Annotated in this window: 8 protein-coding genes and 1 pseudogene; all 9 read left to right on the top strand. The window is 45.2% G+C overall.

Going from position 1 to position 15,340, the window contains the following annotated elements; genetic code table 11:
* The coding region (locus tag GC098_RS26260; RefSeq protein ID WP_376773956.1) for an OmpL47-type beta-barrel domain-containing protein at positions 1-876 on the top strand (876 nt) is incomplete at its 5' end.
* A 189-nt stretch (positions 877-1,065) separates the two neighbouring features.
* Positions 1,066-1,219 (top strand): annotated as a pseudogene (locus GC098_RS26265) (RNA polymerase subunit sigma-70); the annotation flags it as partial.
* A gap of 76 nt (positions 1,220-1,295) precedes the next feature.
* Entirely contained in the window at positions 1,296-1,403 is a 108-nt protein-coding gene (locus GC098_RS40315; RefSeq protein WP_446686366.1) for a hypothetical protein, read from the top strand.
* A 417-nt stretch (positions 1,404-1,820) separates the two neighbouring features.
* Positions 1,821-7,127 carry an endo-alpha-N-acetylgalactosaminidase family protein gene (locus tag GC098_RS26270; protein ID WP_171646162.1) on the top strand — a complete coding sequence of 1,769 codons (5,307 nt, stop codon included), beginning with the start codon at positions 1,821-1,823 and terminating at the stop codon, positions 7,125-7,127.
* Positions 7,128-7,316: 189 nt separating this feature from the next.
* Positions 7,317-9,614: an AraC family transcriptional regulator gene (locus GC098_RS26275; protein WP_171646163.1), complete on the top strand. Its 2,298-nt coding sequence runs from the start codon at positions 7,317-7,319 to the stop codon at positions 9,612-9,614.
* Between the two features lie 238 nt (positions 9,615-9,852).
* The gene (locus GC098_RS26280) at positions 9,853-10,773 is read left to right on the top strand and encodes an ABC transporter permease (RefSeq protein ID WP_171646164.1); all 921 of its coding nucleotides are present in this window, start codon (positions 9,853-9,855) and stop codon (positions 10,771-10,773) included.
* 1 nt (position 10,774) lies between these two features.
* Positions 10,775-11,635 (top strand): carbohydrate ABC transporter permease, encoded by an 861-nt coding sequence (locus GC098_RS26285; RefSeq protein ID WP_171646165.1) that lies wholly within the window; start codon positions 10,775-10,777, stop codon positions 11,633-11,635.
* Positions 11,636-11,747: 112 nt separating this feature from the next.
* Positions 11,748-13,325 carry an extracellular solute-binding protein gene (locus GC098_RS26290; RefSeq protein ID WP_171646166.1) on the top strand — a complete coding sequence of 526 codons (1,578 nt, stop codon included), beginning with the start codon at positions 11,748-11,750 and terminating at the stop codon, positions 13,323-13,325.
* Between the two features lie 96 nt (positions 13,326-13,421).
* Positions 13,422-15,299, top strand: coding sequence for a heparinase II/III domain-containing protein (locus GC098_RS26295; RefSeq protein ID WP_171646167.1), 1,878 nt, complete (start codon positions 13,422-13,424; stop codon positions 15,297-15,299).
* Positions 15,300-15,340: the final 41 nt, after the last annotated feature.

Consider the following 15,340-nt stretch of genomic DNA (forward strand, 5'->3'; position numbering starts at 1 on the left):
GGCGCTGAGCAAACAGGAACGACCGTCGTATTGTCGGAAGAAGGCGTGCATAAGCTTGTATATTGGAGTGTAGACAAAGCAGGCAACGTGGAACAAGCGCATACAGTTACCGTCAGCATTGACAATACGGCTCCAGAGACAAAAACAGCGATAACCCCGTCTCAGCCGGATGGGCTGAAAGGTTGGTACTTGCATCCGGTGACCCTGACGTTGAATGGCGATGATACTTTGTCCGGTGTGTCCGGTACGGAGTATAGCCTGGACGGAGGAACCACTTGGCAGTCTTATACAGCGCCGCTAACGTTTGGACAAGACGGAAAGTATACGATCAGCTACCGTTCGACGGACAATAGCGGTAACGTAGAAAAGCCCAAAACGATCGGCTTTAACCTGGACGCCACAGCTCCGACAATCACTGTCACCGGATTCGTGTACGGTACATTTAGCGACGCCGAGAGTATTATACCCGTCATTACACTAAGCGATAATCTTTCCGGGAGCGACAACGGCAAGACAACTATGACGATGGATACGAAAGAGCTGCAGCAAGGGAAACCGATTCCTCTTTACACGCTACCTTTGGGTCCGCATACTTTGATCGTAACGGCGAGCGATCTGGCGGGGAATACAAGCAGCCAAACGATTTTATTTCAGACCACGACAAGCATCGATTCCTTGAAGGCATTAGTAACAAGCTTTGCGAATAATGGGTGGATCAATAACGCGGGAATTGCAAATAGCTTGCAGCATAAATTGGCCGAGAACAATCTGGCAGATTTTGTTAGCGAAGTAAATGCACAGAGCGGCAAGCATATTTCAAGCCAGGCCACAAGCTACTTGCTACGGGATGCTCAATATTTGTTGTCCAAGCAGTAATAACCCGATAGATATAAAGGTAGTGGTGGGTGCGGCGCTGTCCGTACCCGCCGTTTTTCAAATGTGAATATAAAAGGAGATGTAATTAATATGCTAATGGATCGTTATGCGGATCATATTTCCGGATTGATATTCGAGAGTTCATATTATATTAAGGCGAGATTTTTTTGATGGGGATCTCCAGTACTTCTCTCATCACTGAAGAAAACGCGTAAAGATGTGTCCTTGCATGATCCCATCGGAACGGACAAAGAGGGGAATGAGATTACGTTGATACATCCTCGGCACGGAAGCCGATGACGTAGTGGATAAGGTGCAGCTCAAGATAGAAAAGAGTAAAATATAATTTGGGCCAACCGTAGGGATGTCGCCGGCTTTGGAAACCGCTTGCGAATTGTGTATCCAGAGTCTGGGAAAAGGTGAAAAATGATTGGGATCAAACATTTAGTGAGATTCCAATCGATTACAATGTGAAATTGACTATTAGCGGTTTTGGAGCTTTAGGATCCAAAAAGTGTGACCATTGAAGCTATATATGCAGACACCCTGATTCAAATGTGAACAAGCGATTGGAGAATTATCGGAAAGGGCAGAAGTATGGAAGTTCCATACTTCTGCCCTATTTTTGTATTCGGAGATGGAAGAACCGCTATTAGGTATCGTTCGCAAATGGAATGATTGTAGTCGCATTTCTGATTGATTTCTCCGGCTGTATGCAAAAATTGCGACAATAGCACACAATAATTCAATTCAACACAAGGAAGAAGCCGTGCAACAATTGCGCCTTGTAGGCGACCGTTTATTAATCGTAAATTGAGTAAGTTAGAAGCTTTGAACAAGCAACATGAGGTGGTGAGAGATGAGGATTTTAACGAAGAAGTGGGAGGTTTGAAAGCGCTTTAAAGATATGGAGGAGTTGAAGGAGGTATTTGATTGTGTCAAACATGAGTAAATTTATTCAGAAGAGTTTAAGAAGAAATTTAAAAATCACGCTGGCGCTTTTGTTTTTCTTGGCACCGTTTCTCTCATTTGGCAATCAATCATTTTTTGGCGAGGCCAACGCTCTGGCGGCAGGTCAGAACACGATTCAATCTACTAAACTGAGCGTGACAGTGGATGATTCTTTCCCTAGAATTATTCAATACCAATGGTTGGGAGAGGGAGCGTCTCAAAACGCCGTATTTTACGGAAATGAAGACACGCTAAGTCAGGTTAAAATCAACGGTACGACTTACACACCAGCTGTAACTAGTGTTATAACAGGGGATACGATTACCTATACACTGAACATTTCAAGTATAGGAGTAATAATGACTACGTATTTCAAGGTTACCGACAACGTAGTCGAATTCAAGGTAAGCGATATTACCGAAAGCGGCGCGACGAAAGTGATGACCTTTGAAATTTCGAATCAAAATTTGATCTCCATTCGGGATAATCAACCAGGTGCCAAAGAAACAGGGGTTGATGTCAAAGGCTCTGTCAATTACGATGACAATTCCGTGGAAGAACACAACGTATTGGTTACGAAGGCAGTTGACGCAAACCCGGTGGCCAAATCGTATCTCTTCTTGAGTACCGATAAGCTTGCAGCAACGATGTATAATAACAGCATTAATCTGACGCCGACTACTGGAAACAAGATTTTGGGCGTTAAGAATGAAGCTAGATACTATTACCAGACGGTGAATAAGACCGGTTATAAGAGAATGGGCGCATGGAACAATGCTTGGACGTATAGGGAAGTGGCAACGGAGATTATGGAACTTCCATACGCCAAGATCGCCATTACACCTGATGCCAACAATGACGGAACTGTTGACTGGCAGGATGGCGGAATTGCATACAGACAGATCATGAAAATTCCATACGGTGCTGACACAATTAAGAAGAGCTTCGCCCATATCGCATATACCCGCGCTAGCCTTGCGCAGTGGCCGTTCCTTAGAACGCTGGATATGGTTAAGAAGATATACCTGAATACCGACGGCTTCGGGCAGTTCTTGGAATATAAGGGGCATCAGGCCGAAGGACACGATTCTAACCACCCTGACTACGGAATCAACATCAATAAGAGGGCAGGGGGACTTAACGAGCTTAACTATTTTGTTAATGAGGCAGCAAAATATAACACGAACGTAGGCGTGCATATCAATGCTACCGAGGCTTATCCGGAAGCAAGCTACTACAGTGAAGGGCTTCTCAGACAGCCGCATGAGCCCGGGTGGAATTCGCTCGACCAGTCGTACCTAATTGACCAGTATAAGGATGCTACCAACTTTGGACCTCACGGCTTGGCTGACAGGCTCTCCGAACTTAAACAAAATGTTCCTGGCTTGAAGTGGGTTTATGTGGATGTTTATTATTTCCAAGGTTACCCAGAATGGAAGCTCGGAACAGAATTAAACAAGAATGGTTGGATTGTAGGTACGGAGTTCCAAGGCTCGCTGGAAGATTATGCAGTATGGAACCATGTGCCGCAGATGAAGAGTCAGGTGGTAAGATTCCTTAAGAACGGCGTTGCAGATTCCTACGGCTTCAACCACATGCTTTTGAAATCAAGACATGCGGGCTCCATGGGCTACGGGGATGACGGCAACGACGATCAGGGGAACAATACGACCTTGACGGGCCAAATGAAAATATTTTATACCAACAATCTGTTGATGAAGTACATGCAAAACTTTGACATTATGAAATGGACGAACAATAGGATCGATTTCAATAACAATGTTTATGTAAAACAAACGACATCTGATCCTAATCCGGTAGTTGAGTTATACAAGGACAACAAAAAGCTCGCCGTATATCAGAATAATTATGATACTTCAAGCTATAACATCGAAAACGTTAGCGCCAAAGTGTTTATTCCTTGGGATCCTCAGAATGAGACGAAGATCTATCACTATAACACGTTCGGAGGAACCACTACTTGGGATCTTCCAAACAGTTGGGCCGGGATGAGTACAGTGAAGTTGTACCAGTTATCCGATACCGGTAAAACTTTTGTGAAGGACCTGAGTGTAACGAACGGTCAGGTAACGATTGACGCGGCAGCGAATACGCCTTATGTCGTCTACAAAGGTGAGCAAACAAACCCAGTCATGATATGGGGAGAAGGCGGATTTGTGAAGGATCCTGGTTTCGACAGCCACGACTTATCTCCCGCAACCTCTGCATGGACTACAGCGTCTACTAACGGTAGCGCAAGCCATATGATTATTGAAAACAGCAACGTTGGCGAAACTTATTTGAAAGTGGGCGGAAACAACGGCGCGGATGGGACATTGAGCCAGACCCTAACAGGGCTGACCCCGGGCAAGACCTATCAGCTTTCTGCTTGGATGGAGGTTAATGGAAGGACTGGAACGATCGGTGTCAAAAACTATGGTGGATCTGAAATAACGAACACGATGGAAAAATCGGAATTTACAAACCAGATCTATAATACGTTAAGGTTCAATCGGAATAAAATGCAGCGAATTAAGCTTGAATTTACAGTGCCGGCTAATTCAACGAGTGCAAACATTTACTTCACTGCAAATGCAGGGACGCCTCAATCTTACATGTACCTAGATGACGTACGTATTGTAGAAATGAATACGACGCCATTTGGAAGTCACTATTTCTTCGAAGACTTTGAGAGCAATGACGAAGGCATTGGACCTTTTGTACAGAGCAAGATGGTCGGACGTATCCACAGATCAGAGTTTCATAGTGGTTTTACGACCGATACGATCCATGGCAATTATTCATTGAAGATGCGTCAGACCACTTCCACTGAAACAGGCGAATACATGAGGACTGTACCGTACAACGTGAAGCTGCAACCAAATACGATGTACAAACTTAGCTTTAACTATTTGCTTGGTTCACAATACAATGGTGCATATTCTGTTGCTATTATGGGGAATAACGGTTCAACTACTTTGTCTAACGTAGCGCTTCCTTCATCGACCAGCAATACCGAATATTCAACATTTACTAAGACTTTTGTGACTGGAAATTATGACGATAGCTACATCTCGTTTATTAAGAACGGGGGAGGGATGATCGACTTTGTCATCGATGACTTTGCGATTGACGTTGTAACCACACAGCCTCCTCTGGCCGTACCAACGGGATTGAAAGCAACTCCTTTAAGCCCGTCCCAGATTAGCGTAAGCTGGAATGAGACGGATTTAGCAACCGGATATGACTTGGAGGTGGATGGCCAAGTAGTTTCACAAGTTATGTACCCTTACATGCATTCCGGGCTGGCGCTAAATTCTACTCATACCTACAGGGTAAGAACCAAGAACGCTACAGAGACAACGGATTGGAGCGCACCTGTGAGCGCAACTTCACTGAATGCGATTTCAATCGTTGCAAAAGCGGATTCCTATGTGCGTGACGGAGGGTCGGCGAATACGAACTTTGGTACAGAGCAAACCACATCGGTAAAGTGGGATGCACTAGGTTATAACCGCGAAGCATTCTACAAGTTTAACTTGGATAGTATACCGGCTAATGTGACCAGTGCAAAGATTAAACTGTATCCGACGACGGCTGGCTCAGTATCGCCAGGGATTAATGTTGAGCAAGTTCAGAATAATTGGAGCGAGTCTACGATTACTTGGAACAACAAGCCTGCCGTAATAGGGACCAAATTGAATGCAAGTCCGATTATGCCTGTACTTAACACTGCGCTTGTCATTGATGTGACGAATCTTGCGAAAAGTGCAGTTGCCGGCCAAGATAAAAACATCTCCATCAAACTATCGAATGCTCTCCTGAAAGGCGGATCTTCAGACAGTCAGTTTGCGACGAAAGAGAATAGCTTGTCCCAATACTGGCCAGTGATCGAATATACTGCACCTGGAAGCCTTAAAGGCAAGGTAGTAGACAGTAATAATATGCCAGTTGCCGGCGCAGCTGTGACTGCATCTGTTACCAGTTCAGTATATAGTTCAGTCTATACGGCAATGGACGGAACCTATTCCATAACCGATATACCGTCTGGCTCTGGCTATACCTTAACGGTAAGTAAAGAGGGATTCATGGACGCATCACGCTCAAATGTTATTGTGCCGATGGGAGATGTAACAATCCTTGATATGACACTTTCGCCCACGATCAGCCTACCGTCTAACAACGCAGATCTGAAAGGGCTGAGTCTGTCGAGCGGTCAGTTGAATCCTGCCTTTGCATCGGGGACGACTTCTTACACTGTGAATGTGGCCACTGATATGAGCAGCATTACAGTAACAGCGTCGGTTTACGATACCAATGCGACATTGACAGTGGCTGGTCAGCAGGTAGCGAGCGGGCAAGCAAGCGGACCGATCAGCCTGAATGTAGGCAGCAATACGATCAACATTGTCGTGACGGCACAGGATATGACGATGAAAACGTATACGCTGACCGTGATCCGCGAGTCACCAGATGGCATACCTCCGACAACCGAAGCCGCTTTAGATGGAGTGAAAGGCTCTGGTGGCTGGTTTACTTCCGATGTTACCGTAACGCTTAAATCTCAAGACGATAATTCCGGTCTGGTGTCTACCGAATATTCATTGACCGTAGTGCAGAGCGTTTACGGCCAGCAATCGACCAATGGATTCGTACCTTATACGGCTCCGGTCTTACTCAGTGAAGGAATTTATCAGCTGCAGTATCGATCAACGGATCACGCTGGGAATGTAGAAGTTCCCCAAACGATAACCGTGAATGTCGATCGAACTGTACCAACAACAGTGCTTACTGCAAATGGCAGCCCATTAGTGAATGGGGCAACATTCCAAGACAACCAATTGCTAACGCTAAATATCCAATCGGAAGATCAATTGTCCGGTGTGGCCACACAATCGGTTACTATCGATGGAGTAGTGAGCTCAGCGACACAGAATATTGTGAATTGGGAAGGTCAATTAGGGAACCATGTTATTCAAGCTATTGTGACGGACCTGGCTGGGAATGTGAAGATAACCAAGATTACCGTGAATGTCACGACTAGCGCAAGTGCTATGCAGCAGCTTATCGCTAAGTTTATGGCATCCGGTGAAATAAATGGACCGCTCGGGACGCAAATAACAAACAAATTTACTCAGTCACTTGACCAATTAAGCAAGGGGCATAATGATCAGGCAATTAAGCATATGCAGGATGTGTTAAAGCAAATCGAGAAAGCAAAGCAGGGTGAAATTTCAGCCTATGCGAAGCAAGTTTTAACAACAGATGCCAATGCCATAATTGCTGCTTGGTCCAAATAATACCATTAAGAACGCGATCAGGAGCCATTGCTCTTGATCGCGTTTTTATTCCCTATTTCTTCCATATTGCTTCCTTGAAAGCAACCATTATATGCACCTGCAAAAATTGTGCCTTGCTTGCGACAAAAGGCATCGGTTACACTACAAATACTTGGACATCGTTACATCATAGAGAGGTGAGTCGTTCAAATGAAAATTTTGGGATTATTTTCCAAAAGTAAGAAGTCGATGCTGAGGAAAATGATCATCGTCTCGCTTTTTATTTCGATTGTGCCTACAGTCATCACTGGACTGGGTAGCTACCTATATGCTTCGTCCGTCGTAGAAACCGAAGTTAACAAAGCTAATTACCAGATTTTAAAGACCGCTTCCGATAATGTGGATAAAAAACTGCAGACGATTCAGATCAATCTGTTGCAAATATTGAACTCGCCTTATTTTCTCACGGATTACAACGTGGATTTGAAAGTTGATCAGATTGACTTCTTTGGTAAAGTTTATAAGATACTCGGGGCTTTTCAAAATACGAACAAGGATTTGCGCGAACTCGCGCTCTATATCCGGGATATCGCGTATGTCTCTCCGACGAACGGTACTATCCGACCGGATGGTTTAAACAGTTCCGTTCGGGATAAATTCGATCATGAGTTGAAAGATAATTATCGGATTCGATGGTTGAATGAGACATTTCCAGTGACCCGCAATACCGATACAGACAGTGGCGTTACACTGGTTAACAAGTTTCCGCTCGGCAGCAATGATCCGATTGGACTGGTCATCGCGTCAGTAGATTCGAGACAATTCCGTGAAATCATCGGCGATTCGACTGTCTATAAAGGGCAATTCTTGTTCGTTGTCACCGATTCGGGGAAGTTAGTTACTACAACATCGGACGAGCTTCAGCCAAGCAATTTCTATGAGAGCATTTTGCAGGCAGGTGAAGGGAAGTCCAAGTATAATTTTAATTGGAATGGAACCGCCTATCTCGTTACAAGCATCGCTTCAAATTACAGTCATTGGAGATATATCGATGTGATTCCAGTGAAAGAATTGAACGCCAAGTCTAGAGGCATTGCGTTCATGACGATGGGCATCGTCTTCTTTTTCATCCTTGTTAGCGTCAGCGGTTCATTCTTCGGCAGTCGAAAAATTTACCAGCCTGTGGAACGATTGCTGGCTAGCATCAGAAGTGATTCCGGTACGGAGATTGATTCCGATGAGATGGGTTTCGTCCATCGAAATTGGTTGGAACTCAAAGATACGGCATCTCAACTAAGAACAGAGCTCTCGCATCAGTTGCCGATCATTCGCGAGACTTTCGTCCTGCAGCTGCTGCAAGGTCAATTTGCACATTATACCAACAAGCAGTTAGGCGAACTATTGAAGCGGTATCAGCTTCCGGATCAAGCGGAGTTCGCTGTCCTTTCGATTGCGTTCGATATGGATGCAGCCCATGAGGGTAAATTCCGTGACAGTGACAAAGAGCTCATGCTCTTCTCTATGAAAAATATTATTGACGAGCTTATCCCTTTGAACGGCTGGCGAGGTGTCACGGTCAACGTATTTAATGACAGTCTAGTCTCATGGTTATGGAGTGTGCCGGAAACGCCGGAAGCGGACAAGGAGGAACCCGAGTTCTTCGCTTTCGCTGAAAAGATGCGGGATACGATATCGAATTATTTTCACCTACCGGTGACTGTCGGGCTTAGTGAGATCGGTTATGAGACGAAGGAAGTACCGCGCTTGTACCGACAAGCGATGTTCGCCCTGGAATCGCGCATCATTACGGGTAGAAATAAAGTGCTGCAGGAGGTAGGCAGCCTCGTCAGCGAGGACAGTTACCCTGTGGAACTGGAGCATCATTTCGAGAATTCGCTGAAGCTTGGCAACCAAGAAGAAGCGGAACGCATGTTGAACGACTTCATGGAAGCGGTTAGAAGGCAAGCGAGATCACCAGAAGGCGTGCTTCTATACTACAATCAGCTGCTTGCCGCTACATTGAGAACAGCCCACAGCCTGAAAGTGGAGTCGAAGCAGCTGTTCGAACAGTACGATCCTTATACGTATTTGCGCAAACTGAAAAGCATCGAGGATATTAACTCATGGTTTGCAACTGCGCTGATTTCTCCTATTATTGCAGGCGTTCAGGGAAATCGATATGGGGAGTATGAACGAATGGTGAGAACGGCCGTGAGCTTCATTCACGACAATTATCATCGGGATATCTCCCTCGAAGAATGTGCTGATCATAGTGGTGTCAGTACGTTTCAGCTTAGCAAATGGTTCAAGAAACTCATGCAGACCGGCTTCATTGATTATCTGACTGAATATCGTATTGAGCAGGCGAAGCATTTCTTAGCGGAAACCGATTTGCCGATCGGCGAGATATCGGTTCTTGTCGGGTATCAGCGTCAAAATTTTATGCGCGTTTTCAAAAAACAGGTCGGGACGACTCCCGGACAGTATAGGGAGTCAGTCAAAACATAAGTATGCTTGCGGGATGAAGTCCTGCAAGCATTATTTTTGTTGTTCCAAATCGAATCCTGTCGAAAGTCGTATCTTTTGTTTCAGGCGATCCCGCTGTCGCAAGGAATGCGACATGACCCAGAAAAGCCTTGGTCGACGGGTCTGCGACTCTGTGCAACAATTGCGTCTTGTAGGCTACAAAGCTTGAAGCGTATATTGCAAGTATGAAATCTGCGCTTGCAGCTACGAGAGGTGACGAATGATGACATTATGGTTAAGGGGCTGGAGTGTTGCCCTGAAACGAGACAAGTATTTATATTTATTAATGACGCCAGGCTTACTCTTTTTTCTCATCTTTAAATACGGACCGATGTGGGGGTTGTCATTAGCGTTCCAAAACTACTCTCCGTTCCTCGGGTTCTGGAAGAGCGAATGGGTGGGGTTCAAATATTTCAGCGATTTCTTGATGAATCCTGATTTCTTTAAGCTGCTGCGGAATACGCTCGCGATTAGTTTCCTTAACATACTATTCTTTTTCCCGGCTCCGATCGTCTTGGCATTGATGCTTAACGAAGTACGTCGATTAAGGTTTAAGAAATTTGTGCAAACGGCGATCTATTTGCCTCACTTTGTGTCATGGGTCGTCATTGCAGGTATTTCCTTCATTTTGCTAAGCAAGTCCTCAGGGGTCGTTAACGGACTGATTGCTGACGCGGGAGGGGCGAAGATTGATTTTCTGACGAATGCGAAGTTGTTCTGGCTCTTATTGACGTCGCAAAGTATTTGGAAGGATGCCGGATATGGGACGATCATTTTCCTGGCGGCGCTGACCAGCATCAATCCTGAGCAATACGAAGCGGCTCAGATCGACGGAGCAAGCCGATGGAAACAACTGCTGTACATCACGTTGCCGGGGATTAAGTCCACCATCGTCGTGCTGCTCATTCTGCGATTAGGCTCGGTTATGGATGTCGGTTTCGAGCAGGTCTATTTGATGATCAGCGCTCCTGTAGAAAGTATTGGCGACGTGTTCGATACGTATGCATACCGCGTCGGTGTTCAGCAAGGGAGATTCAGCTTTGCAGTGGCTGCAGGCATGTTCAAGTCGATTGTCGGCTTCATTTTAGTCGTTACGGCCAACCGCATAGCAAAGAAAATGGGCGAGGAAGGAGTGTATTAGCATGGATCGTTCTTCCAAATGGTTAGATGTCTTTATCTATACAGTACTGTTTCTGTTTTCACTCTCTACCGTATTGCCGTTCATCTACATCACGATCGTGTCCTTCACAGATCCGCATGAGTTTATGTCGACCCCGGTGATGCTGTTCCCGAAGACATGGAGTTTAGCGTCGTACCGTTACATCATGTCGTCGGGCCAATTTATCAATTCTTTCTTCATCACAACGATACTGACGATCGTTGGTACGGTCTGTGCGCTCTTGGTGACTTCAGGATTGGCATACGGATTATCGCGCAAAAGATTGAAAGGCCGCAATTTCATTCTGACAGCGATTTTGTTCACCATGTTGTTTAATCCGGGTATTATACCTAACTATTTGTTGATTCAAAGTCTAGGTCTATTGAACAGTTTCTGGGCGCTGGTGCTGCCGGGATTAGCGACTGCTTTTTACGTGCTGCTCATGAAAAGCTTCTTCCAAGACGTGCCCGCAGAGCTGGAGGAGTCAGGAAGAATGGACGGCTGCTCGGATATCGGCATCTTTTTCCGGATTATTCTCCCGATTTCGCTTCCGGTTATCGCCGCATTCAGTTTATTTTACGGTGTTGGTTATTGGAACACTTATTTCAACGGAGTACTGTACATCAATAAGGACACGCTGCGCCCGCTGCAAGTGATATTGCAGCAAATGCTGGCCGCAAGCTCATCTCCTGCCGATGTTTCCGAGGCCTCAGCGTCTGTCATACCGGCGGAAACGGTGAAAATGGCGGCTGTCGTGCTTGCAGCAGTTCCGATCGTTATGGTGTATCCGTTCCTTCAAAAATATTTTGTCAAAGGCTTAACGCTTGGCTCGGTGAAGGGTTAAGAAAATATTTCTTGAAAGGGGGGATGCCGTACTTAGAAATGGTCATAAAGCTAAACATATTCTCAAAGGCGGGCAGCAACATCCAAAAGAAAAATAGAGGAGGCAACAACCAATGAAAAAGTATTTGAAAATGACAGGACTTACGGCAACAGCGGCTCTTATGCTTATCGCGACTGCGTGCGGCAGCGGCAATACCGCTAAATCAGGCGACACTCAACCGTCGGCGTCTACAAAGACAGCAGATACCAAAGGACCTACGGAAATCACGATTATCGCACCTACTTACAATGATGCACCTAAGAATGATTTGGAATCCCTTCAACAAGTCAATCAGAAGCTCAATGTTAAAATCAATACTACTTATGTTCCTTCGAATAATTATGATGATAAAGTTAACGTCATGCTGGCTTCGAACGACTTGCCGGATTTGACAGTTGTATGGGACATTACGAAGCAAAATTGGGCGCAAGCGCTGAGTCAAGGCGCGTTCTGGGATTTAACGCCATATATCAAGAACTATCCGAACTTATCCAAGATTGATCCTAACATCTATAGCGCACTTTCGTTTAACGGTAAAACGTTGGGGGTACCTCGGGTTAGACCGCTCGATGGTCATGAATCGCTTATTGTTCGTAAGGACTGGCTTGACAAATTAGGTCTGCAGCCGCCTAAGACGACCGAAGATTTGTATAAAGTTATGGAGGCGTTTACGAAAAACGATCCGGATGGTAATGGAAAACCGGATACTTACGGCTTTGCCTCCTATGCGACGCCAGGCGTTCAGGGGTACCTGTTCTCTATGTTTGGTTCCTCTACAGCTACCACGAATGCCATTGCGCAAGGATGGGCCAAAGACGGCTCGGGTAAGTTGATTCCTGCTTTCTCGACTCCGCAAATGAAAACGGCGCTTACTTACTGGAGCAAAGCATACAAAGAAGGATTAATCGTTCCGGATTATCCGGTGATGAAGGCTCAGCAGTTAAAAGATATGTTTATTCAAGGCAAAATCGGCATGTACATCGGTAATATCGTCGACATCTATAATAGCCCGAACGTTATCAAAGAGCTGCAAAAGGTGAATCCGAAAGCGGATGCAGTCGCTTATGAACTTCCCGCGGCTCCGGATGGCAAACATTACTATGAGCAAAGTACAGGTTCCTTCGGTCAATTGATGATCAGCAAGAAGGTTCCTGAGGACAAAGTGAAGAAAATTTTGGAGCTCATGGATTATGGCAACACATTGGAAGGCTGGAAACAGATTCAATTTGGTGTTAAGGACAAAGATTATACGGATACGAGCAATCCGACTATCGTTGTTCAAACAGATGCCGGTAAAGCCAATCAGTATCCAAACCCTGGTCAATGGATTCCTGGTTACTTTAACAAATACAGCAGAGCTGAAAATGGAGACATGCCGCCAGAAGTCATTAAATACAACCATGATCTCGTCGATTCCATCAACAAGTCTTCTGTTCCGGACCCGTCTTTCGGTATTAATGTACCGACAAACGTGGAGAAAGGCGCTGACTACATTAAGAAAATTTACGATAACGAAATCAATACTCTTGTAGGTAAAAACAGCTTGGAAGACTGGGATAAGTTCGTCAAATCCATGCTTGGTGACGCCTCCTTCCAGAAGCTGGAGAAAGAAGTGAACGACGCTTATAAAGCTAAGAATGGCGGTAAATAAGCAACGGTTTTCAAACTGACTTGCTTGTAAGTCTGGCTATACGGCGGGTACGGCGATATCCGTACCTGCTGTATTTTTTTGATCAAAGGAGAGGCGATGAATATGCTAACGGAGCGCTATGCGAATGATATTTCCAGGGTAATAACCACGTATGAAAACTATAATCCATATCCAAAAGCCCATGATAGGGCAATTTGGGAATCGATTCCTGATACGATTCGAAACTTCTGGATTTCCAAAGGAGAAGCTTACCTTAGCTTTTCATGTCCTGCACTTACGGCAGTTGATTACATGGAATATTCAAGAAATGGAAATGTAATGCGATTTCAGAGTAAATTCGAGGAACGCAGAATTGCATTGGCTTCCTTAGTCCTTGCAGAATGTATGGAGGGGGCAGGCCGCTTTATCGATCAGATCATGAATGGGATCTGGACCATTTGTGAAGAAACCTCATGGGTAACTCCACCTCATATGGTTATTTCCAAAGCAAGCTCATCTGACTGTATACCTAATATTTCGGATCAATACATCGATCTGTTTGCCGGGGAGACGGCAAGTCTGATGGCAACCACACATTACCTTTTGCAAAAGCCTCTGGATGCAGTTAGTCCAAACATTTGCGGTCGAATTCGACTGGAAATGAAGCGCCGGATTTTCGATCCGTATCTGGAACGCAGCGATTTGTGGTGGATGGGGCTGGAAACGAACCGTAAAATGAACAACTGGAACCCGTGGATCAACTCTAATTGTATTTCTGCTTTTCTATTAATGGAGAAAAATGATGAGCGGCGATACCTGGCAATAGAAAAGATCATGCGTACTTTGGATAGGTATATAGGCGATTGCAGTACAGACGGTGGATGCGATGAAGGTCCGGTTTATTGGGATCGTGCCGGAGGAGCGTTGTTTGACTGTTTGGAACAGCTTTACCAAGCTTCCCTAGGCAAAATTAACTTGTATGATGAGCCATTGATTCAAGAAATCGGACGATATTTATACCGAGTTCACATTGCCGATAATTATTTTGCCAATTTTGCCGATAGCAGCGGGAAATTTGAAATCGAGGCCACAACTGCATACCGATATGGCTCTCGTATCGGGGATCGGAATCTGATGAGATTAGCGTCATCCGCCTATCAAACGAACAAACCGCCACTCTCAAGATGGCTGACGCTTCATCGCGTGATTCCTACCCTTTTTCTTGATGAGCAAATTACGGAAAATAAAAAAACACCTCCATATGTCCATGATGTTTGGATGAACAGTATCGAAGTTATGACTGCTAGGGAGCAAGAAGGCTCCAGCCATGGTTTGTATTTGGCCGTTAAAGGGGGCCATAACGATGAGAGCCATAATCATAATGATATCGGTCATTTCCTTGTATATTCGGACGGGAAACCATTTCTTATTGATGTCGGTGTCGGAACGTATACCGCCAAGACGTTTAGCACGGAGCGGTACGACATCTGGACGATGCAGTCAGCGTACCACAATGTACCTTTGGTAAATGGAATTCAGCAGAAGGCCGACATTGCGTATAAAGCAAGTGAAGTGCATTATCAGGTCCATCATGAAGCGGCGCAAATATCGATGAATCTCACTAGTGCCTATCCGGAAACAGCAGGTATCGATTCGTGGAAACGAACTTATAGCCTTTATCGCGGCCAAGAATCGTATATCGAGATCGTTGACGATTTTGAACTTATTCAGGCAACCGATGATATTATAGTCCACTTGATGACTCCTTGTATGCCTCTGATTAACAGCAATGGGAGCATTTTGTTACAGAACCCCGGCGGCGAGAAAGTATATATTCACTATGACGGAAGCAATCTGCTGGCTGCAAGCGAGGCAATCAAACTAACAGATGAGAGGCTGCAGGCCGCCTGGGGCGATTGTTTGTATAGAATTATTCTAAAGGCGAAACAAGCCGTTAGTGCAGCTGTATGGACTTTGCGTATTTGTAAAGGATGAATCGCAAAGGCAGCGGGAACTGGAAATTAATGGGGGGCTAT

It is taken from the genome of Paenibacillus phytorum (assembly GCF_013141715.1).
GTDB lineage: Bacteria > Bacillota > Bacilli > Paenibacillales > NBRC-103111 > Paenibacillus_E > Paenibacillus_E phytorum.

Bases quoted from the DNA above. Each gene is read 5' to 3' on its own strand.
- GC098_RS26290 (WP_171646166.1), top strand. From the start codon at position 11,748: ATGAAAAAGTATTTGAAAATGACAGGACTTACGGCAACAGCGGCTCTT.
- GC098_RS26280 (WP_171646164.1), top strand. From the start codon at position 9,853: ATGATGACATTATGGTTAAGGGGCTGGAGTGTTGCCCTGAAACGAGAC.
- GC098_RS26270 (WP_171646162.1), top strand. From the start codon at position 1,821: ATGAGTAAATTTATTCAGAAGAGTTTAAGAAGAAATTTAAAAATCACG.
- GC098_RS26295 (WP_171646167.1), top strand. From the start codon at position 13,422: ATGAATATGCTAACGGAGCGCTATGCGAATGATATTTCCAGGGTAATA.
- GC098_RS26285 (WP_171646165.1), top strand. From the start codon at position 10,775: ATGGATCGTTCTTCCAAATGGTTAGATGTCTTTATCTATACAGTACTG.
- GC098_RS26275 (WP_171646163.1), top strand. From the start codon at position 7,317: ATGAAAATTTTGGGATTATTTTCCAAAAGTAAGAAGTCGATGCTGAGG.